This is a genomic window from Vibrio chagasii (assembly GCF_024347355.1).
Lineage (GTDB): Bacteria > Pseudomonadota > Gammaproteobacteria > Enterobacterales > Vibrionaceae > Vibrio > Vibrio chagasii.
The window spans coordinates 1,263,300-1,284,886 of the sequence record NZ_AP025465.1 but is presented as its reverse complement, the minus strand read 5'-3'; the positions used below and the strand labels follow the sequence as shown (position 1 = coordinate 1,284,886).

The 21,587-nt window shown below is 45.2% G+C and carries 15 protein-coding genes; 6 read left to right on the top strand and 9 right to left on the bottom strand.

Features of this window, described 5'->3' with window-relative positions:
* Positions 1–27: 27 nt before the first annotated feature.
* The 3 genes from fabV to OCV52_RS05965 form a co-directional block, all read right to left on the bottom strand.
* On the bottom strand, positions 28–1,230 hold the full coding sequence (gene fabV, locus OCV52_RS05975) for an enoyl-ACP reductase FabV (protein WP_137409168.1): 1,203 nt from the start codon (positions 1,228–1,230) through the stop codon (positions 28–30).
* 209 nt (positions 1,231–1,439) lie between these two features.
* Positions 1,440–3,722, bottom strand: a complete 2,283-nt coding sequence (locus tag OCV52_RS05970) for an acyl-CoA dehydrogenase (protein ID WP_137409167.1) — start codon at positions 3,720–3,722, stop codon at positions 1,440–1,442.
* A 56-nt stretch (positions 3,723–3,778) separates the two neighbouring features.
* On the bottom strand, positions 3,779–4,408 hold the full coding sequence (locus OCV52_RS05965; RefSeq protein WP_061031656.1) for a TetR/AcrR family transcriptional regulator: 630 nt from the start codon (positions 4,406–4,408) through the stop codon (positions 3,779–3,781).
* Positions 4,409–4,841: 433 nt separating this feature from the next.
* On the opposite strand from OCV52_RS05965, the gene OCV52_RS05960 reads away from it, so the two are divergent.
* Complete coding sequence (locus OCV52_RS05960; RefSeq protein ID WP_261900840.1) at positions 4,842–6,035, top strand: ISL3 family transposase; 1,194 nt, start codon at positions 4,842–4,844, stop codon at positions 6,033–6,035.
* Positions 6,036–6,144: 109 nt separating this feature from the next.
* On the opposite strand, the gene OCV52_RS05955 is transcribed toward OCV52_RS05960, so the two are convergent.
* On the bottom strand, positions 6,145–8,922 hold the full coding sequence (locus tag OCV52_RS05955) for a VCBS domain-containing protein (protein WP_137409164.1): 2,778 nt from the start codon (positions 8,920–8,922) through the stop codon (positions 6,145–6,147).
* A 301-nt stretch (positions 8,923–9,223) separates the two neighbouring features.
* Between OCV52_RS05955 and OCV52_RS05950 the strand changes: the two genes are divergently transcribed.
* The 4 genes from OCV52_RS05950 (at position 9,224) to OCV52_RS05935 (ending at position 12,620) form a co-directional block, all read left to right on the top strand.
* The gene (locus tag OCV52_RS05950) at positions 9,224–10,531 is read left to right on the top strand and encodes a TolC family outer membrane protein (protein ID WP_137409165.1); all 1,308 of its coding nucleotides are present in this window, start codon (positions 9,224–9,226) and stop codon (positions 10,529–10,531) included.
* Positions 10,531–11,142 carry an OmpA family protein gene (locus tag OCV52_RS05945; protein WP_137409166.1) on the top strand — a complete coding sequence of 204 codons (612 nt, stop codon included), beginning with the start codon at positions 10,531–10,533 and terminating at the stop codon, positions 11,140–11,142. The genes OCV52_RS05950 and OCV52_RS05945 overlap by 1 nt, the downstream gene beginning before the upstream one ends.
* Before the next feature lie 129 nt (positions 11,143–11,271).
* Positions 11,272–11,781, top strand: a complete 510-nt coding sequence (locus OCV52_RS05940) for a helix-turn-helix domain-containing protein (protein ID WP_261900861.1) — start codon at positions 11,272–11,274, stop codon at positions 11,779–11,781.
* A complete protein-coding gene (locus OCV52_RS05935; protein ID WP_315973357.1) occupies positions 11,688–12,620 on the top strand; it encodes an IS3 family transposase in 933 nt (310 codons plus the stop codon). Before OCV52_RS05940 ends, OCV52_RS05935 begins: the two co-directional genes overlap by 94 nt.
* A 155-nt stretch (positions 12,621–12,775) precedes the next feature.
* Here OCV52_RS05935 and nhaA read toward each other — a convergent pair whose 3' ends face one another.
* The 5 genes from nhaA to OCV52_RS05910 all read right to left on the bottom strand — a co-directional run bounded on the left by nhaA (position 12,776) and on the right by OCV52_RS05910 (position 19,954).
* Positions 12,776–13,939 (bottom strand): Na+/H+ antiporter NhaA, encoded by a 1,164-nt coding sequence (gene nhaA, locus OCV52_RS05930; protein ID WP_137408735.1) that lies wholly within the window; start codon positions 13,937–13,939, stop codon positions 12,776–12,778.
* A gap of 275 nt (positions 13,940–14,214) precedes the next feature.
* On the bottom strand, positions 14,215–15,363 hold the full coding sequence (locus OCV52_RS05925) for a lipocalin-like domain-containing protein (protein WP_137408734.1): 1,149 nt from the start codon (positions 15,361–15,363) through the stop codon (positions 14,215–14,217).
* Entirely contained in the window at positions 15,353–17,806 is a 2,454-nt protein-coding gene (locus tag OCV52_RS05920; protein ID WP_137408733.1) for an ABC transporter permease, read from the bottom strand. Before OCV52_RS05920 ends, OCV52_RS05925 begins: the two co-directional genes overlap by 11 nt.
* On the bottom strand, positions 17,787–18,458 hold the full coding sequence (locus OCV52_RS05915) for an ABC transporter ATP-binding protein (RefSeq protein WP_004741308.1): 672 nt from the start codon (positions 18,456–18,458) through the stop codon (positions 17,787–17,789). The genes OCV52_RS05920 and OCV52_RS05915 overlap by 20 nt, the downstream gene beginning before the upstream one ends.
* A 122-nt stretch (positions 18,459–18,580) precedes the next feature.
* Positions 18,581–19,954, bottom strand: coding sequence for an MATE family efflux transporter (locus tag OCV52_RS05910; protein ID WP_137408732.1), 1,374 nt, complete (start codon positions 19,952–19,954; stop codon positions 18,581–18,583).
* A 96-nt stretch (positions 19,955–20,050) separates the two neighbouring features.
* Between OCV52_RS05910 and OCV52_RS05905 the strand changes: the two genes are divergently transcribed.
* Entirely contained in the window at positions 20,051–21,511 is a 1,461-nt protein-coding gene (locus OCV52_RS05905) for a DUF2867 domain-containing protein (protein WP_137408731.1), read from the top strand.
* Positions 21,512–21,587 lie beyond the last annotated feature (76 nt).

Below are 21,587 nucleotides of genomic sequence, written 5' to 3'. Positions count from 1 at the left end.
CTATTCGTTTAGATTCGATAATTTGAATTAGATGTCAGCTACATCAAATTCAACAGCTGGGTTAACGTCAGCTTCGTAATCAACACCTTCAACACCGAAACCGAATAGCTTCAAGAACTCTTCTTTGTACTCAACGTAGTCAGTCAGTTCTTTTAGGTTTTCAGTTGTGATTTGAGGCCATAGGTTACGACAGTGTTCTTGAATGTCGTCACGCAGTTCTAGGTCATCCAGACGTAGACGGTTTACGTCATCAACTTCTGGAGCGCTACCGTCTTCTTTGTATAGACGCTGGCTGAACATACGGAAGATCTGCTCCATACAACCTTCGTGAATACCTTCTTCACGCATCTTCTTGAACACCATAGCGATGTAAAGAGGCATAACAGGGATTGCAGAGCTTGCTTGAGTCACAACAGACTTAAGAACAGCAACGTTTGCAGTACCGCCAGTTTGGCCTAGCTTCTCGTTCAGCGCTGTCGCTGCACGGTCTAGATCCATCTTAGCTTTACCTAGTGCGCCATCCCAGTAGATTGGCCACGTTAGTTCAGTACCAATGTAGCTGTAAGCAACCGTCTTACAACCGTCCGCTAGAACACCAGCTTCAGAAAGAGCATTGATCCAAAGCTCCCAATCTTCACCGCCCATTACAGTGACAGTGTCTTTGATCTCTTCTTCAGTTGCTGGCTCTACGCTTGCTTCGATGATTGTGTCTTTGTTCGTATCAACCGCAGTTGACGTGTACGTTTCACCGATAGGCTTTAGAGATGAACGAATTACTTCGCCAGTCTCTGGCATTTTACGCACTGGAGACGCCAGTGAGTATACAACCATATCGATTTGGCCTAGATCTTTTTTGATCAGGTCAATTGTTTTCTGTTTAGCTTCGTTAGAGAAAGCATCGCCATTCAGGCTTTTTGAATATAGGCCTTCTTCTTTAGCAAACTTGTCGAACGCTGCTGAGTTGTAGAAACCAGCTGTGCCAGGCTTTTTCTCAGTACCGGCTTTCTCAAAGAAAACACCGATAGTTGAAGCGCCGCCACCAAATGCAGCCGCAATACGTGAAGACAAGCCGTAGCCACTTGAAGAGCCAACAACTAGTACACGTTTAGGTGCGTTTGCGATTGGGCCTTGAGCTTTTGTGTAAGCAATTTGTTCTTTTACATTAGCTTCACAACCGACTGGATGTGTTGTAGTACAGATGAATCCGCGAATTCGAGGTTTGATGATCATATTCAACTTCCTTAAAAAATCAGGTTAAGGATAAAAGTTTCGTACGCAAATGGCATCTAATTTCTGTAAAAATGTGGTGAAAATGCAAGTGGTTGGAGCACTCAGTGATTATTTGCTGACTAAGTCACCATTTGTTAACGCCTCTATTGCGACTTCCACGACAAAAACAAAAAAAGCACCTTTTAAGGTGCCTTTTATTATTTCTTAATCTAAGCAACGCTATTTAGCTTAGGTTTTAACTCTTTTCGCGTCAAAGTTTCACTGTAATCGTGACTGAAGTGGTCAACTTGGATTGCAGCGTAGCGTAGTTTGTCTGCTGCAATGATTTGGTCAACTTCGTCTTGAGTCAGTACGTCTGCTGCCAGTGCTTGAGCAAGTTTGTCTTGCAGTAGACCTTTACGAGCAACTTTACCCTCTTTAACTGCTTTGAAGATCTTACGCTCAAGTGGTTTGATGCTGTACATCGCATTGAACGCATTTTCCATCAAGCCAACGCTATCGTCTTCTTCCTGACCGATGTAGCAAAGGTGAGTCAGGCGTTCACGGTGTGCTCCCGGAGTCATCAAGCTTTCAGCCAACTGGACTGTCAGATCATCGCTTGGTTTCTCGAAGTGGTTGCCCACCGGGAATATTAGGCCTTTAAGTACCTGACCAACGACCTTATTCGGGAAGTTACGGTACGCCTCTTGTAGGGCCTTTGCAGCATGGTGGAAACAATGCTGAACCGCGTAGTGTACATAGTCTAAGTCTGCTTGTTGACGACCTTCGTCTTCATACTTCTTAAGTGCCGCAGAAGCCATGTATAGGTAACTCAGACCATCACCTAAACGTGCAGAGATAAGCTCTTTACGTTTCAGTTCACCGCCCAGAGTTAGCATCGCGAAGTCTGCACTTACCGCTAATGCACGGCTTAGACGAGTCAGGTCTTGGTAGTAAGGCTTAGTTGGACCACTCATGTCCGCTTTAATAAACTTAGAGCCAGTCAATGCAGCACCGAACGCGCCAAATGTGTTCTTAGTTGCGTGACCAATATGCTTGAACAACAAGTCATCGAAGTCTTTCGCGCCTTGCTTCTCATCTGGATTAGCTGCCGCTTCCATCTCGCTCAATACGTATGGGTGACAACGTGTCGCACCTTGACCAAAGATCATCAGGTTACGAGTCAGGATGTTTGCACCTTCTACTGTGATTGCAACTGGGATACCTAGGTAAGGCGCAGCCAAGTAGTTCATTGGACCATCTTGAATTGCACGACCAGAGTGAATATCCATTGAATCATTCAGAATGGTACGTGCCATCTCTGTCATGTGGTATTTCGCGATAGCCGTTACGATGCCCGGTTTCTCTTTCATATCAAGCGATGTCGTTGTCAGAGTTCGTGTCGCTTCTAGTAGATACGTTAAACCACCAATGCGACCTAAGCTCTCTGCGACACCTTCGAACTTACCAATCGACATACCAAACTGCTTACGAACATATGCGTATGCACCTGTTGTTCTCGCCGTTAGGTGGCCCATCGCTGTACCTAGTGCTGGTAATGAGATACCACGACCCGCAGATAGACATTCCACTAGCATACGCCAGCCTTTACCTGCGTAATCCGCGCCACCGATTAACCATTCCATTGGAATGAATACATCATGACCACGTGTTGGACCGTTCATGAAAGCAAGACCTAGTGGGTCATGACGCTCACCAATCACAACGCCTTCATGGTCTGCTGGAATAAGCGCACACGTGATGCCGATATCTTCTTTATCACCCAACAGTTTTTCTGGATCGTGCAGTTTGAATGCTAGGCCAAGCACTGTTGCTACTGGTGCTAGCGTGATGTAACGCTTGTTCCAGTTAAGCTTGATACCTAAGGTCTCTTTACCTTCGTGCATACCCATACATACGGTACCAACATCAGGAATACCGCCTGCATCAGAACCCGCTTCTGGGCCTGTTAGTGCGAAACATGGGATATCTGTACCGTCAGCAAGACGTGGCAGCCAGTAATCTTTCTGTTCTTGAGTACCATAGTGAGATAGAAGCTCACCTGGACCCAGTGAGTTAGGAACCATTACAGAAACTGCGGCACTGATACTGCGAGTTGCGATCTTAGTAACAATCGTTGAGTTTGCGTGTGCCGAAAATTCGCGACCACCGTACTCTTTAGAAATGATCAACGAGAAGAAGCGTTCTTTTCGTAAGAAGTTCCAAACTTCCTTCGGAAGATCTCGATCTTCTTTCACAATCTGATGGTCATCAAGCATAGAAAGCAAGGTTTCTAGCTCATTGTCCATAAAAGACTGCTCTTCTGATGAAAGTTGAGGTTTCGGGTATTGGTGCAGCTTAGTGAAGTCTGGTTTACCAGAAAACAGCTCTCCGTCCCACCACACGCTACCCGCTTCCATCGCTTCTTTTTCAGTGCTAGATAGTGGTGGTAGTACTTTTTTAAAGAGTTTAAAAGCTGGGTCACTTACCCATTTTTGTCGTAGAGAGCTCATAGTTCAGATCCTTTTGTTCACTATATTGGTTGTGAATTTATTCGCTTTTTATTGTTTTATTCTTCTGCTGACATGCCAGCGGCCAAATATGGAATTAAAATATCGACCACTGCTTTTGCATCTATTTTCTTTCCGTAATCATTCTCTGCAATTTCTACGAGAGCCTGACTCGAAGCCATGGTGAATACACAGGTCCCGAGGGTGAAGTGCAAACGCCAAAATAACTGTTCTTTAGTGAGGTTCGGGTTAGCTTTCATTACTGAGCTAGTAAACAAAGTCAGCACTTCGCTATAACGAGTCGTAATGAACCAACGCAAATGCCCCTGTACGTCCGTGTAGCCTCTGCCGATAAGTAGCATGAATCGGCTGGTACCATTTGGCCTTACATCATTCAGTGCTCGTAGTGGCTGTCTTAGAGACTCAAACACATCACTCATAGAATACGTTTCGTTCAAGTTTAAGTTCACTAGTGCATCTTGCAGTGCAGGCATAAATGCCTCCAAGTAGCGATTGAGTACTGCACGAACCAGAGTTTTCTTGTCGCCAAAGTGGTAGTTCACTGAAGCTAGATTGACATTCGCTTTACCCGTAATGGTGCGTAAAGAGGTGTCATTAAAACCATGCTCAGCAAACAAGCCTTCAGCTACGTCTAAGATTTTGTCTTTGGTTGTACTTCTTGGTGCCATTTCAATCACTCGTATTAAACAACTGTTTGAAATATACGACGAGAACATTTATTTAACAAGCAAGCAACATCACATTTTCACAAATTGGTCGTACCAGTTAAAAAATATCGTCACTAACCGATTGAATCGCGGGAGATTTAAGAAAAAAGTAAAATTTAATGAATTTTCTGGGAACTGATTCAGAAATGGAGAGTCATAAATTATGTAGAAAACAGAGTATTTCGAAGTTTAACAGGCCGTCAAACTTGCTGTTCTCCCTGCTTTCTTAATTACCGCATTTTCCTTATTAACTCCTATACTTGTATCCGCCCAAACCACGTTGGTTTGGGCTTTTTTTTGGTTCATCGCGGATTAGCGGGAACTAAAAACAAAAACGGTAGTAAGTGATATGGTTTAGTCGCCAAACAAAAATCATACACAAACTACCGTTTTCATGCCGAATCATACTTTCCTATCTTCATTCTGGGAAGGCTTTCAAGTCGTAAAGTCTCACCAGACAGCATCACTTATTACCCTGACTCTTGAACCGAACTCTGAGGCTAAGTGCCTTTGTGGTCTCGAGGCCGAGGCTATTCATGAGTATCAATGGCGTCATGTAAAAGAAGCCATGTTGCTCGGTGTTCCTGTTGTTCTTTCTGTTCAAACGCGAAGAATCAAGTGCCGTGAGTGTGGCATAAAAACAGAATCTCTATCTTGGTTGGAGCCTTATGCTCGTATAACGAAGCGCTTAAGAAGCTATATAGAACAATTACTGCCTCTTCTTCCTATTAAGCATATCTCCCGGTTAACGAACGTTCATTGGCACACCATTAAAGAGATAGATAAATCCCGACTTAGAAAAGTGGTACCGCCAGTGAAATGGGAGGAGCTAAGGCAACTCGTCATGGACGAGTTCGCCATCTTTAAAGGGCATCGATATGCCACGGTCATCGCTGACGCTAAGACACACCAAGTCATTTGGATAGGGTTAGGCCGAAGCCGTAAGGACATACGGCCGTTCTTCGAGCAACTAGGCAAGCATGGCAATAATATCGAAGCGGTCGCAATGGACATGAATACGGCTTTTGATCTTGAAGTTAAAGCACACTGTCCGAACGCAAAAATCGTTTACGACTTATTCCATGTTGTTGCTAAGTTCGGTCGAGAGGTGATGGATAGAGTCAGAGTCGACCAAGCCAACAAACTCAAGCAAGATAAAAAAGCGAGGCAATGGATCAAGCGCTCACGCTGGGTGTTGCTAAAAAACAGGGGTAATTTGAATACACAGCAAAACAGCTATCTTACCGAAATATTGAATATCAATAAGGACTTAATGACCACTTATATACTCGGAGCACAACTCAAAGAGCTTTGGTATTGTGAATCAGAAGTACATGCTAAAGGGCTCTGGGAGGCGTGGTGGGCACAAGTACAAGAGAGTGGAATTAAGCCATTGAAAGAGTTCGCACGAAAACTAAGGCCTTATCTTCACGGCATTATCGCATCTGCGAGTTATCCGCTTAACACCTGCACATTGGAAGGGATAAACAACAAGATAAAGCTAATCAAGCGAATGGGATATGGGTATCGAGATACAGACTACTTCTTCTTGAAGATAAAAGCGGCTTTCCCCGGAAAGCCGCGATGAACCTTTTTTTTGCCTGTGATTGGCGCTACTTCGACACTAAATCCTCACAACAATTATTCAATAGTTAAGGCTTTAATTTATTCGAATAGATGAAGCTTCAATTTTCCGATCAAGCGGCATCATTTTTGATTAGCTCGCCAAGCGCTGAAATATTGTCAAAGCTACTATCCACAACATGATCGATTAACTGGTCTTTCACATCCTCCAAAACAATGGTTTGTTCACCTCCATCGTGTTCAATGCTCATCACCAAGTTGTCCCCTTGCAACTCAGCGTCAATTTCGAGAATGAGATCATCGACTGAGTCGCTACCTGTCGCGTCTAAAATGTCACTGAACTCAAGTAAGTCTTCACCTACAGTGAACTCTTTAACCACATCGACGCTGTTATCGAGCGCTGAGTCTACCCATTCGAAAATGTTATCCGCATCGTTACCAATCAAGATCTCGTTACCTAACTTCGCAACAAAGTCAGACGATTCGGGATCACTCAGAACTTGATAAGCCGTTGCCCCTTCCACATTAAGTGTAACTGTCTCAACGCTACTTACTTCCCCGGTAGAGTCGACAACTTGGTAATCAAAGCTGTCTTCATTCACTTCTAGGTCACCACCAATATATCTAAGCTCCCAGCTCCCTTTCTGATTTGAGAACTCGACTTGTTCAATGACCTGGCCAGGCGAAGAGTACGTGAATTCATAGAATAATCGCTCAACACCTGTCTCCCCAGGTTCTTTCTCGTATTCAACCGTTTCGCTGCCGCCATCAACAAAGTAAAAAACGGCTCTCACCACATTAGGGTTGTCTTCTTCAAACACAGGACCTAAACCGTCTAAGCCAAATCGAACCTCTGATATTGGGTTCTGCGCAAAGTCTATGGTCAGAGTTTCATCTCGGTTGATACCACGCCCGTCACTATCACCAATCCCATAACCCACATGGCTTTGCTCAGCATTGTATTGCTTGAGTGGCTTATTGTTGAGGTTATCTATCTCGACATAAATCGAGCTGCCATTGGCTAATTCGACTTCACGCCTCATTCCTCCAGAGCCCTCAACCGCACGACCCCAGTTATAAAAACCGTCTTCAGACACTGGCGTGTCATCATTAGGGACATCTGTGATACCAAGTAGGAATGCTTCACCTGCACCGGCAACGTAACTTAAGCCGGAATGGTCAAATTGCGTTTCTCCAGATACGTCGCTTTCCACAACCTCACGTGTAATGCTATCGGTGTTTGTATAAAGTAGAGTTCCTGATGTTGGCAGTGATTTAATCACGATATGTAAATCGACCTCGTTGTGGTCATCTTCTATATCTGATATCCGATCTTGCGCAGCTGTCGTGGAATTGAACGTGATGGCCGTTTCTATATCACCGTATTGAACGACTCCCTCACCGTCGCCACCACTTTGATGGGGCTCTCCCGACGCATCAACACTGAAACCTGTCGCCACAGGCGCGTCATTGGTACCATTAATCGTAATTTCGATTATGTGTGTAGCTCCATCAGTCGAAGTGATGCTGTATCGCTCTGTAATCACTTCACCTGCGTTCAGATGCTGAACCAGATCATTGTTCACCACATAAGTCCACAGACCTGATTCTGTGATAGCTAATGTACCGAGCGCACTTACGCCAGTTGAGCCTAAGGAAGTAAACACACCTGTTGGGTTAAAACGTGGAACGTCGTTTAGATAATTGTCGGTAATAGTCAGGGTGCCTGTCACTTCAAGATGATTAGATTCTTTATCGACATCCACATATTCAATGACACTACCTGTATCACTATCACCTTCTCCGACCGAAATCTCAGATGAGTCGTCAGCTCCAGTAATAACAATCGTAATCTCGCTTGTCGTTCCGTCCGAGGCAGTAACGACATAAGTTTCAGTCACTGACTCACCTTCCCCTAAGTATTGAACGTCGTCATTATTGACGTTGTAAATCCAGCTACCACTTGGAGCAATCGAGAGCTCACCGAGCTGAGTCGTATTGGTAGACTTGCCCGCATCAAATGCGCTATTGGGTAAAAAGGTGGGCGTTGTGCTATCGACATCGGTAATGGTGACCTCACCAGATGTCTGTAACTTGCTAGTCTCTTCATTAATACCGATATCTTCGGTCACGCTTCCTGACCCGTTGGTCGCGATCGCTCGATCATCTGTGCCTACTATGGTCACTGTTATTCTTTGTTCAACACCGTCGGAAGTTCGAACTATCGTGGAATCTTGGGCCTGTTGACCAATACCTAGCTCATTAAAAGAGTTGTTTGCCAAAAAGGTCCAAGTACCGTCGGCATTGACAATAAAAGTACCCAAGCCGTTTTCACCAACGACCTCTTGCTCAATAAAAATAACACCTTGCTTATCTAGTGTTAGCGAGCCACCTGCTTCTCTGGGTTGATCTTGCTCTAACTCAACAGCATTGGTTTCACCAGACACAAGTGCTAACGCGATGGTGTTAAACAGCGTCAGTGACTGAGTCACGGATAGCCCTTGAGATTCGAAGCCTGACGTTTCAAAGTCAGTTTCTACCTGGCTTTCTGTACCTGTTCGTTCGACCCGGCCGCTATTGGTCAGGCTTGATCCTTGGTCGCCTGCGGCAGTATCAAACTCATCACCTAATTCAGTTGGATCAAAACCATCCTCAATTGCACGTTCGACTTGTGCGATGGCGTCATCGGTATCCAACTCACTTTGTTGTCCTTGGCTATCAACGAATCGTGCCGAAACACTTGGCACACTCTCTTCGTTCTCGGCAACACTAATCACGACATCACTCGAAGCTGGTTGTTCGCCCGGTGCTAATTGACTCAATCGACCCTGAGCGTCAAGCACAATACTGCCGCTAGCAAGGCCTAGAATATTAAGGTTTACACTACCCATAATTCAGTTCCTACTTCAGCCCAAAACCAACCACACACGCATCAAAGCCCATCCAGTGATGTGGTTGCTTCACTTCATCAATTTAGTAGCGTCACTATTGATAACAAACTCATTATAAACTTGCAATTGGAGCTAATTTCAAATTGTTCAACAGCAATAGCTACTTGCACACAAAAATAAGCCTTCAAACTTCGCATTTTTTTACAGATGTCCTAAGCTTCTGTTAGTACACTTCTCTCAATTCAACGGGGAACATTGGTTGAGAAAAAGAGGAGACAATGAGAGTAGAAGGAGAGCTACTTTGAGATTGTTCAAATTATCCATGATGTGTTGCTTAGTCTTCAGCACACCGCTCGCCGCTCAAACCTTGGAACAGGCTGTCGCTATCACTTTGGCAACCAATCCAGAGATAAAAAGTATCTTTAACGAGTTTGAGAGCGTGAGAAAGCGGAACGATGCCTCTGGGGGAGCTTACCGACCAAGCATCGACATTGATGCCGGTATTGGCTATGAAGGCATAAACCCTGCACCAAACAATGGCCCAGATACCGACCTTACAAGAAAAGAAGCAACGATTTCCCTCACCCAATTGTTGTGGGATGGTTCAGCAACGCTCTACGATATGGATCGTACTGCTGCCGAAGCTGAATCGGTTCGGTTACAGCTATTAGCAGATGCTGAAGACAAAGCGCTTGAAGTTACACAGATTTACTTAGACGCGGTAGAGGCGACTGAGGTATTAGCCTTGTCAGAGAGTAACCTCGCTAAACACAAGAAAATTTATCAAGACATCAAAAAGCGAGCACGCTCAGGTATAGGGTCAACTGCTGATGTATCCCAAGTCGAGGCTCGGATCGCAAAAGCTCACGGTAACTTACTAGCCGCACAGAACAACCTCTTTGATACGCACACCCAGTTTAGAAGGGTCGTAGGCCGTGAACCGCTCGGGTTAATTTACCCAAGAGCAGATATTTCAATGATTCCGTTATCGTTACAAGACGCCCTCATTGATGCATTAGACCAACATCCGGTGATAAGGGTAGCGAAAGCGGATGTCGATTCAGCACACTTCCAATATAAACAGTTAAAAGGCGTGAATTACCCAACATTCTCTATAGAGGCATCGCAATCATGGCGTGATGACGCTGGTGGTGACGAAGGTTCTAGCCAAGAAACATTGGCGATGCTGAGAATGCGATACAACTTATACAACGGTGGGGCAGACAGCGCGAACTCGGAAGCCGCCGCCTACCAATTGAATAAAGCTAAAGACTTGAGAGACAGAGCTTATCGCCAAGTCGAAGAAGGGCTGCGCCTATCTTGGAGTGCATTAGACTTAACACTACAACAAAAGAACTTCTTAGCTGACCATGTGGATTCAGCATCAGAGACGGTTATCGCTTATGGCAAACAGTACCGAATAGGTAAACGTACTCTTCTTGACTTGCTAAACACTGAGAATGAATTGTTTGAAGCGCGAAAAGATTACTTAGATGCCCATTACGCTGAGCAATACGCTAAGTATCGAGTAATGAATGCGACAGGTTCTTTATTGAACGCTCTGCTGGTTGATATTCCAGATGAGTGGACAACGGCTGTGGAGTATTGATCATGAAGATAACCTACTTACTGCTTCCTGCACTAACAATGTCCCTACTCGCTTGTTCTAGCCAACAAGAAGAGGAATATATTGAGACACCCGAAGCCGAGCAAATATCCGACCTACAAGACGATGACAAAGACGGTGTCGTCAATGCGAGAGACGCCTGCTCTGCAACACCTCCAGCGTCGTTAGTCGATAACGAAGGTTGTGGGGAGATCATACGCGCGGAAGAAGTTAGACAGCTCAATATACTATTTGCTAAGGATTCTTACGAAGTGAATCCGATTTTCTCAGATCAGATAACCACAATAGCTGAGTTTTTAGAAACCTACCAAAGTGCGTCCATCGAAATTCAAGGCTACGCAAGTAAAGTTGGCTCTAGCGAATACAACTTAGAACTATCAAAGAAACGCGCTCACCACGTCGAAGATGAGTTACTATCCAACGGCATCGACCCAAGCCGAGTTAGAGTAGTAGGTTACGGTGAGGATCGTTTAGAAAGTGAAGGTGACGATGCAACATCACACGCTTTGAATCGTAGAGTAACCGCAACCGCGGTTGGCTTGAGCGAACAAATCGCTGAGGAATGGACTATTTTCACCACACTTGAAAAATAGACAAAGACTAGGCTGTTACAGAGCCAAAAGCTAAACCGCGAAGACAAGCATAAAAAGAGAAAAGCCGCGATAGGATTGCCTATTGAACTGACCCCCAATAGTTGGACACCAATTATTGGGGGTCTTTTTATGTCCAAATATAACCGAGAGCTAAAATGTATCATTGCTAAGCAATATTTAGATGGCACGTCATCTCGCTACTTAGCAAAACAATATTCAATCCCTTCAAGACAGATACGGTATTGGGCTCAAGTCTTTGCCATCCATGGTGCTAACTCATTTTTATCAACTAAGCATGCTGCTACTGCTCAGGAAAAACGAAAAGCGTTGAATTTAATGTGGACGAATGATTGGTCGCTCACGCACACTAGCGCAGTATTAAACCTCTCATCCCCTGGGATACTCTCTGTCTGGCTCAAAAGATTTAATGAGCTCGGTATCAAAGGGCTCAAAATGCGCCAGAAAGGAAGACCCTCAATGAAACAGCACCCTCAACGTACGACTAAGCCTGATGATGAAATGACACTTGAGGAGCTAAAAGAGGAATTGGTCTACTTGCGAACCGAGAATGCCGTTCTAAAAAAGTTGGAAGAGTTGGAGCAGGAAAAAAACCGTCGAACAAAGAAAAAGCGGTCATAGCTCTAACTCTTAAAAGCAAGTACCCGTTAAAGCACTTACTGCACACTCTACAGCTAGCAAAAAGTGTCTTTTATTACCAGGCTCAAACGAGCAAGCGCCCAAATAGCTACGAACGTGAGCTGCGGTTGATAAAGTCAATTTATCATGAGCATAAGGGACGATATGGCTACCGCCGTATTCACTTGGAACTAAAAAATCAGGGGGTCATACTTAATCACAAAACGGTTCAAAGGCTTATGGCTCAGCTCAACCTTAAATCGACGGTCAGGATTAAAAAGTATCGTTCATATCGAGGAGAGTCTGGAACAGCAGCTCCCAACGTGCTTGAAAGAGATTTTAGTGCGACTCAACCCGATGAAAAATGGGTAACTGATGTCACGGAGTTCAAAGTAAAAGAGCAGAAAGTATACTTGTCTCCCGTTGTCGACTTGTTTACTCAGGAGGTGGTTGCTTATAGAGTGGCCAAAAATGCCTGCTTGCCGCTTGTCACGGATATGCTGACGGAAGCCATATCAAAGCTTAAACCCAACTCAAAGCCAATTATACATAGCGATCAAGGTTGGCAATATCGCCATCGACAGTATCAAAAAAAGGTAGCGGAGAGTGGGTTAACACAAAGCATGTCGAGAAAAGGTAACTGCTTGGATAATGCGGTTGCTGAAAACTTTTTTGCTTTACTCAAAACAGAGATGTATCACAACCAAAGCTTTGAAGATGCAGATGCTCTGATAGAGCAAATTAAAGAATACATCGAGTACTACAATACCAAACGTATAAAAGTGAAACTAAAAGGCCTGACTCCGATAGAATATCGAACTCAGGCCTTGAAAGCCGCTTAACAGAAATGTCCAACTTTACGGGGTCACTTCATAACGAGCGGCTTTTTGTTATTTGTAGCCACATCGCTCTCGGGAATGGTTCAGTGGCTGGTGCTACTCAAGAGTTAGCTTATTCCTTGGGAAATGGCTCGACGGTTAGCCTAGCCAGTTACCGATTAAAGTTTTACTTCTTGGTGCTTAGTTTTCGGTAAAGAAATACTTAACAGGAAGTAACCTAAGATAGCTGCAGTCGTTGAACCCATCAGGATACCTAATCGAGCAAGCGTATCGAAATCTGCGTTTGTAGGGCCAAATGCCAGCGATGAAATAAAGATAGACATCGTAAAGCCGATACCACACAACACAGACACTGCAAAGATGTTCATGAAGTTGACACCTTCAGGTAGCTTAGCGACACCCGTTTTCACAGCGCCCCAGCTGAATAGGAAGATACCCAGCGGCTTACCAACCAATAGACCCATAGCGATACCAAGAGGTAGCATGCCCGTAAGGTTTGAAATTGAGATACCTTCCAGTGAGATACCTGCGTTTGCAAATGCGAAGATTGGCAGAATTGCAAAAGCTACGTATGGGTGCAGTGCGTGCTCTAGGTGTTTCAGTGGAGAGTGCTCTCCCTTATTGCCTTTCAGTGGGATAGCAAAACCAATTACTACACCCGCTAATGTTGCATGAACACCAGACTTCAATACTGCGAACCACAGAATTGCACCAACAATCAGATAAGCGCTCAGTTTAGTCACATGCTTGTTGTTTAGCATGAACAAAACGCCTGTTGCGATGAAACCAACGGTAAGTGCAAGTGTTGATAAGTCACCTGAGTAGAACAATGCAATGATCACAACAACACCTAGGTCATCGATAATTGCAAGAGCTAGCAAGAACACTTTCAAGCTTACCGGTACACGGTTACCAAGAAGCGCCATGATACCTAACGCGAATGCGATATCAGTTGCAGCCGGGATAGCCCAACCTTGAAGCGCTTCAGGGTTACTAGAGTTAAATAGCACGTAAATAAGTGCAGGAGCCAACATACCACCTACCGCAGCGATAGCTGGGAAGATAGCAGTCTCTTTAGACTTTAATGCGCCTTCTAAAAGCTCACGTTTAACTTCTAAGCCAATTAGAAGGAAGAAGACAGCCATTAAGCCATCGTTGATCCAGTGAGACACAGACATACCGAGAACGTAACTGTGCAGGACGCCCTGGTACATTTCGTTCAGTGGTGAGTTTGCTACAAACATTGCGAACGCCGCAGCGATAACTAGGATGATGCCGCCAGCAGATTCCATTTTAAAGAAGTCACGGATGACGTCGGTCATGATTTCGCCCTTATATTTATTATTTAAATAAACGAATAACAAAGAATAACCATGAGTTTATATCCAAGCTTTATCGATAGATAATCACTTCTTTGGATGTTTAACTTCGGTTTTTCCTACAAATACTAAACAATACGTCGTATATTCCATAATATTGTTATGCACCATAAATTAAGTATAGATGAGAACATCACACCTGTATGCATAATTCATTGAGTGCTAACAAAACTAGGACACATAAAAAAAGGCTATCAAATGATAGCCTTAGGTGTTTTTTAGTAGCCGGTGAGCTGCATAAAGCCGGTCGCTTCATGGCTGCCGCTAGCCATTATTGGCCCTTCCCAATAAGGTATGACAAATGGCAGCCACATATCTCGGCGTATGATACGTGTAGTCAGGTTAATATCGTGCTCAGGGACGTTAATGATCCACTGGAGCGGCATTCGTCTGCCATTCATTAGCGTTGTGTTTTGCAAAGGCTGAATCGAGATATCCGATTCCGTTAACTGGTAAACCTTGCCAGAACGAGTGGCTAACGTCCCGAACACATAGGGTAACTGCTGATTATGGCGATAGCGGTTGATGCTCAGTGCTGTACCGTCATCAAGGTTAAACACAAACCAATCCCAGCCTTGCTGACCGGCTCCAAGTAAGCCACTGCCCCACTCTTTGTGGACCCACGCTGTGCCTTCTACTTCCTTAGCTACGCCATCAAGATTCAGTACACCACTCAATGATAAAAACGGCGCGTTAAAGTTGTACGACGCGACAGGTAGCAAATCATGCTTTTTCTGATAACCGTTCTCGCCATTAAGTACATATGGCCCTTTCGCCACTGTATCTAATTGCAGCCCAAACGTATCCGTTTGTAATTGTAGACGACCAGGAAACGGTGTATTCCCCAGTGAGCGCCAGTTCCAATTATCAATCCAAATTCTAAATGGGCGACTGGTCATTCCCGCTTGGCCAATGCCACCACGAGCCATTCTCTGCTCTTTCCACACTTTGGATTTAGAAGAGATCACCACGTTCGAAATGTAAACTTGTGGGCTCTGCCATCCCGGCGTTTCACGTTCATCCGTTGCAATGCGGAAGAAGCTCCACTGAACTGAATATTCTTTGCCATCGTCCCCTTTCAAAGACGCAAAATAGTGCCACCACTCGTGCTGAAATTCCGGGTGGAACTTGAAGTCTCGTGGAAGTGATACGCCTCGGTCAGGCAAGACAGGTTCAAATACATTGAAGTGTTCGCTGACCAACACCGAATTAATCTCGTTGACTCCTTTCTCGCCAGGGTCGACAAAATAAGAATAGTAGCCCCAAACACTCAAAAAGATGCCAAAGAAACTGATCAACAACAGGGATGATAGAAATCGGTGTCTTAACTTAGTTGAGCTATTCCTTAGAAACATATTAAAGCGCATCCCTTAATGATTTCATCGGTGTGTTCCGAATCATTCTCATCACTGGTAAAGCACCAGCTAACATCAATGCTGCCATTGCCCAAGCAAATGTCTCGAAATAGTCCCAAGGAAGCACTTGTAGCTCGAGTGACCAGCCAAAAGACTGCTTGATAACGATATCAACAATCAAGTTCGCCAACGCTAAACCAAGTGGAGCTGCGATTAACGAAGAGATAAGCCCAAACACAAACAGCTGCAAACTTCCGGTAAGGATCAACTCTTTCGCCGATACGCCTAAACATCGTTGCAACGATATATGCCTTTGTCTTGAAACCTCACCAGCGACCGTCGCAAAGAAAATACCGAACACGGCGATTACCAACGTGATATTACCCAAGGTATCGGCAATGGCGAAGGTTCGATCAAACACGCGCATCGCCTGGCTATGAATATTGTTGTTGTCAAAAATACGCTCAGAACCAAGCCTAAATACACTTTCCAGCCTGCTTCTCAGCCCAATAGCATTCACATCGTCTTTTAGTATTACACCCAGTCCGACATTACCACGACCTGCAAAACCGTATAACCAGTTCCGATGTGACATCATCACTTGGTGATAAGGGTTACCATAATCGTAATACACACCAACGACCTGCCAGCCAGAACCTAAGTTATCGTAGAGATCAATATAATCGCCAGGGCGAATCCCTAGCTTGAGTGACATGGATTCGCTGATCAACACACCTTTAGAATGGTGTAAGTGATACCAGTAATTCGGTATGCCGAGTTTAATCGTCAGTGCAGCAAGCTCGCCTTCTGAAGGTCCAGTACTCACCACTTGAATACTGCCCACTGGAGAAGCGACATCTTTTTCCCAGCGCCACCATACAGAATCTACTTCAGGTTGTTCCGACAACCAGTTACTCATGCGAGCCGCCGCATTATTGGTTGGGTATATATAGAGGTCCGCGGCTAATCGCTGTGTTAACCACTTATCCGTGGTGTCTCTGAAACTGCCGACCATGGTTTCAACGCCAATGTTCGCAGTTAACGCCAACATAAAGGCCATAGTCGCAACACCACGGTAGCTCATGCTTGATGCTGCGTCCGCGAAGAACCAGCGAGCACGAACCCAACGTAATGAATAGGAGAGACTGTTAAACAGTTTCCACATCAAAAACGGCGTAAACAGAGCCACACTCACCAGCATTAGTGCAATGATGGCAAAACCTGACTCTTGGGTTTGTGGTGCTTGATAAACCGCAACTGCGGCAACTAGGAAGCCACAACCAATCAACGCTTGCCATGTAAACTCTGTACCTGCAAAACGCATCAACGATAGGCGAGAAGACAAACGAATCGGCTGAGATTTGAGTAAGCGAACCAATGGCCATGCACACGCTAAGAACGCACCAATCAATGCCATCATCAAGCTGTAACCACTCCAGCGCCAATTCCAGTCAATCGTCAAGCCAACATTGGCGTCATATAAGTCGCCAAGGCTAGAAGACACTGCAGGTAATAGTTGGTTAGCCAACATCACACCAAAGACATTACCGCAGATCCAGCTCAGTAAAACCAGAATCAATAGCTCTAAACATAGCGCTTTAGTGAGCTGCCAACCCGAGACACCGGTTTGTCTTAAGATCCCCACCAATGGCTGACGCTGAATAAAAGACAGTGACATCGCTTGATAGAAAATGAACAAGCCTACGACAAACGACAGCATGCCCATCGCTTTTAGGTTTAAGTGGAATGCATTAGTGAGTGACTCAAGTTCTGCTTTCGAGCTACGAAAAATCGTCAAGCCATTAGGTAGCATGTTTTTGAGGCGTTCAAACTTTTCAGTAGACATGTCTGAACACGCAATGACCGACAAACCAGCGCTGCGTTTCAGCATTCTAAGTAGCGAGATATCGGCAATCAGCCGAGTACCATCAATGATGTTATTTTGATCAACCATTAATGGGCCAAGCTCAGAACCATCCATAAGGTGGATATAGTCGCCGTTCTTCCACTCCATATGTTCAGCAAGATCGTCACTCACAAGGATTGGGTACGGCGGTTTCATCAGGTTCAACGTATTAAGATCTTTTAACGCTACGCCCGGTTGCAGTTGAAGCATCGAAACAGGGTCGATACCAATCAACATAAAGTTCGCGCCATTTTCATCAGTGATACGATGGTGATCAAAAGGAGAGCACTGTTGAAAGCCTTCACGGCGAAGCTGGATGTAAAAACCTTGCGGAATTTTATTGGCGTTGTGTTTTGGTCGAATACGGTAAGGAAGAGGATTCGAAAAGAGTTTTTCGCCATGTGCATAACTTTGCTTGGCGTGTTGGTTGATAGCAGTAACACCAACCAATAGTGATACGCCTAGCGTTAAGCCAAGCCATACCAAGATAATCTGAAGTGGGTAACGTCGATAATGACCGAGTAGCGCCTTAACTACGGGCCATAACATGCAGTTGCCCTCCTTGTAGGCGGATCCGGCCGTCCATATGCAGTGCGACTTTCTCACTGTGTGTGACCAACAGTAATGTACATTCTAATTGACGAGCCAAAGAAGTCAGCAAGCGCATTACCGCTTCCGCATTACGCTCATCTAAGCTACCCGTAGGTTCATCCGCTAATAAGATCTTTGGTTCCATGTACAACGCACGAGCAATCGCGGCACGTTGTTGTTGTCCACCAGAAGCTTCCTCAGGGTAGCGACCAAGTAAAGGCATAAGATCTAAGGCAGAGAGAATCTGTCTCCAAAGGCCTTTATCTTCAGGCAAGCCTTTTAGTTGACGGCAAAAACGGATGTTATCTGCGATATTCAACGTTGGTAATAGGTTGAACTGTTGGAAGATATGGCCAATGTTGTTTCGACGATAAGCAGTGCGTTCACGCTCGGTAGAATCGTGCATGTTGAAGTTTGGAAAAACGATTTCGCCAGAGTCAGCGAGATCCAAACCTGCAATTAGGTTAAGTAGAGTACTTTTTCCTGAGCCGCTTTCGCCCATTAATGCGAGTTGGTCACCTTGATTCAATGTCAGTTCAGCACCTTGCAAAACAGGGTGGAATTCCCCCCCATCAACATAGCCTTTACACAGGTCTGACAGCTTTAACATTCAACAGCTCGCATTAGTTAGAATTTGGAAGGAGAATCTACACTAATTCCCTGTTAGGAGGAAGTATTTTGAAAGATAGATCACATGCCAACGATAAAGTGATGCGATTGATGCGCCCTACTTCAACTTCCTATCAAGTTTTTAATCCATTTTCTTGTTTTCATGCGATACAGCGAACCGCTCCACTTAATCACCTCTTCAGTGAGAAAAAGCAAGTACACCCACTCGGGTGGAAATTTAAAGTAGATGGCCGCGATAGCCGCTAACGGAATACCAATCACCCACTGTGCTATCAGGTCTTGGTAAAGGCAGAACTTAACATCACCGCCCGCTCTCAACACACCAACAATCACCGTCATCGGAATCGAGCGAATAACAATGCCGACACTGAGGATCAGAATAAACTTCTCAGAAAGTGCTCGGGTTTCTTCTGTTAATGCACTAAACGCGTTCAAAATTGGTGTTTGCACAAAGTAGAGGGAAATCGCGACCACAATACTAGTTAAAAAGCACAGGATAGTAATACCGAGCGCTTGATAATAAACCGCTTCATTGTTTTTGGCGCCGAGTTGGTTCCCCACCAATACCGCAGCTGCGTTCGACATCCCTATCAATAAGCTCAATGAGATAGATTCAACAGGTGTCATCACCGAAAGCGCCGCTAAGCCTTGCACACCGGATTGTCCCATGATGGCGTGATAAGCGAACAAGCCACCAGCCCAAGCTAAGAAGTTGAAGGTTGTAGGCAGCGACAACTTCAAGAAGCGAACGACTTTATCTACCGTCGCAGCAGCTTTGATGTCACAGAGCCCAAAAGCGAGTAAGTGTTTAGAGAAATAGAGGTAACCAAACAAGGTCGCCACTTCGATAGCGCCACTTAATACCGTGGCTATCGCAGCACCTTTGATACCCAGAGCCGGAAAACCTAGATTACCGAAGATCAGCACCCAGTTTAAAAACACGTTGGATAGGATACCAATACCACTGAAGAAGGTACTTAGCCCGGGTTTGTGCATCGCTCGTAAGCCCACGGCCATACTACTAACGCACGACACCGCCAACATACTAAAAGAGGTAATGACGATGTACTCAACACCTAAACTGATCACTTCTTGAGAATCGGTCGTCACACCCATGATTTGAGCAGGGAAAGAGACAAAGAAGACAATCGTCAGAAGAGCAAACAGGGTCGAAACCAACCAGGTTAATGCGGTACTTTCCCTTACCCCTTGTCTATCACCAGCTCCCCAATACTGAGCAGTAAGCAGAGCACCACCAGTGGTCACACCCACCAGCATAATAGTCGTCACAAACATCGCTCGGCTCGCGACACCAACTGCCGCAATATCAGCTTCCCCAAGCTGGCCTAGCATCAGCACATCCACCAAGCCTCGGCTTGAAAACATGATGCTCTGCAAGGTGATTGGCAAAGCAATAGCAATCAGCCTGCGAACAAAGTCGCCGCGTGTATGATGGATAATTGAAGAGAGCAGCATAGGCACACCTGAACGGAACGTGTTGATGAATATAGATAAATATCACGCTATTATATCAATGTTCGGTTTTTAACCACAGATATAAATGGAGTAACGATGAAGAAAGTACTGGTTTTAGGCGCTTCTGGATATGTTGGTTCACAGCTGCTTCCTCTGCTGCTAGAACAAGGTTATCAAGTAACCGCTGCAGCAAGGCACATCGACTTCTTAAAAGCGCGAACCGAGCCTCATGAGAATTTATCACTCGAATTTCTCGATCTGGCTGACCAAGCGGCAACACAAGCTTTAGTCCCTGATTTTGACCTAATCTTCTTCCTTGTCCATGGTATGGCGGAAGGTCATGATTTCATTGACTACGAGTTAAGCCTGGCCCGTAACTTTGTCTCCGCACTTGGTCCTAAAAACCAACACATCATCTACTTAAGTTCACTTCAGCCTCAAACTGGCGATTCTGAACACCTTAAAGCGAGAAAGAAAACCGGTGAGCTCCTTCGCAAAGGATCGGTTCCCGTTACTGAACTTCGAGCTGGCGTCATCATCGGCCCAGGTTCAGCGGCCTTTGAGATAATGCGAGATTTCGTTTACAACCTACCAATCATGATTGCGCCGAAATGGGTCGATTCGAAAGCCAACCCTATCGCATTGAAAAACCTCAATCACTACTTGTTAAAGCTCGCGCAAGATACCCCAAGCGACAATCAGACCTTTGAGGTTGGTGGTCCAGGTATCGTCTCTTATCGCAATCAATTCGCGCATATCGCCAAAACTGCCGATCGTCCACTTCGGTTGTGGGCGACTTCCCTACTTACACCTAAGATCGCCTCTTATTGGCTTGGCGTGGTGACCTCTGTCCCTTCCAACATAGGTAGAGCATTACTCGCAGGTTTAAAGCATGATTTCATAGCTAACTCGACTACCATCCAAGAAAAATATCCGCAAAAGCTCGCGTCGTTCGAGAGCATGGTTGAACAAGCGATTCATGCTGAGGGTAACTTCGTAAAAAGTAATGTGTGGGGCTTTGATAAAACCGCCTTTAAACGCTGGCAAGCGGGATACGGTTACTACCCAAAGAAGACAGGTGCAAGTATCACGTCGACTGCCTCGCTAGAATCGCTTTGGCACGTAGCGCAACAGATTGGAAGCCCTAAACAGGGTTACTTCTTCGCTAACGCTTTATGGCGCACAAGGGAGTGGTTAGATCTTCTCTTTGGTGGCGGAGTGCCCGTGCGACAAATGCCAGAAGGGCCAACTCTAAAAGTGGGCGACAAAATTGACTCTTGGAAAGTGATTCGCTGTGAAGAGAACCAATTCCTATCGCTGCTATTCGGGATGAAAGGTCCGGGCTTAGGGCGACTGGAAATCACGGTTTCTGATAACGGAGACACACGTGAATTAAACATCACCGCTTGGTGGCACCCTAAAGGCTTCCTAGGATTACTGTATTGGTTCGCAATGATGCCTGCTCATCTGTTTATTTTTAAAGGCATGGTAAAAGCGATAGATAATCAGGCACAAGAGCAGATGAGGGATTCGAGTAACGAGATGCGAAAAGATTAAAAGCGGATGCGGGATGCGGGTAACGAGATGCGAAAAGATTAAAAGCAGATGCGCGATTCGAGTAACGGGATGCAAA

Excerpts from the sequence above, each read along its gene's own strand:
- fabV (WP_137409168.1), bottom strand. The coding sequence starts at position 1,230 with ATGATCATCAAACCTCGAATTCGCGGATTCATCTGTACTACAACACAT.
- OCV52_RS05970 (WP_137409167.1), bottom strand. The coding sequence starts at position 3,722 with ATGAGCTCTCTACGACAAAAATGGGTAAGTGACCCAGCTTTTAAACTC.
- OCV52_RS05965 (WP_061031656.1), bottom strand. The coding sequence starts at position 4,408 with ATGGCACCAAGAAGTACAACCAAAGACAAAATCTTAGACGTAGCTGAA.
- OCV52_RS05960 (WP_261900840.1), top strand. The coding sequence starts at position 4,842 with ATGCCGAATCATACTTTCCTATCTTCATTCTGGGAAGGCTTTCAAGTC.
- OCV52_RS05955 (WP_137409164.1), bottom strand. The coding sequence starts at position 8,922 with ATGGGTAGTGTAAACCTTAATATTCTAGGCCTTGCTAGCGGCAGTATT.
- OCV52_RS05940 (WP_261900861.1), top strand. The coding sequence starts at position 11,272 with ATGTCCAAATATAACCGAGAGCTAAAATGTATCATTGCTAAGCAATAT.
- nhaA (WP_137408735.1), bottom strand. The coding sequence starts at position 13,939 with ATGACCGACGTCATCCGTGACTTCTTTAAAATGGAATCTGCTGGCGGC.
- OCV52_RS05925 (WP_137408734.1), bottom strand. The coding sequence starts at position 15,363 with ATGCGCTTTAATATGTTTCTAAGGAATAGCTCAACTAAGTTAAGACAC.
- OCV52_RS05920 (WP_137408733.1), bottom strand. The coding sequence starts at position 17,806 with ATGTTATGGCCCGTAGTTAAGGCGCTACTCGGTCATTATCGACGTTAC.
- OCV52_RS05915 (WP_004741308.1), bottom strand. The coding sequence starts at position 18,458 with ATGTTAAAGCTGTCAGACCTGTGTAAAGGCTATGTTGATGGGGGGGAA.
- OCV52_RS05910 (WP_137408732.1), bottom strand. The coding sequence starts at position 19,954 with ATGCTGCTCTCTTCAATTATCCATCATACACGCGGCGACTTTGTTCGC.
- OCV52_RS05905 (WP_137408731.1), top strand. The coding sequence starts at position 20,051 with ATGAAGAAAGTACTGGTTTTAGGCGCTTCTGGATATGTTGGTTCACAG.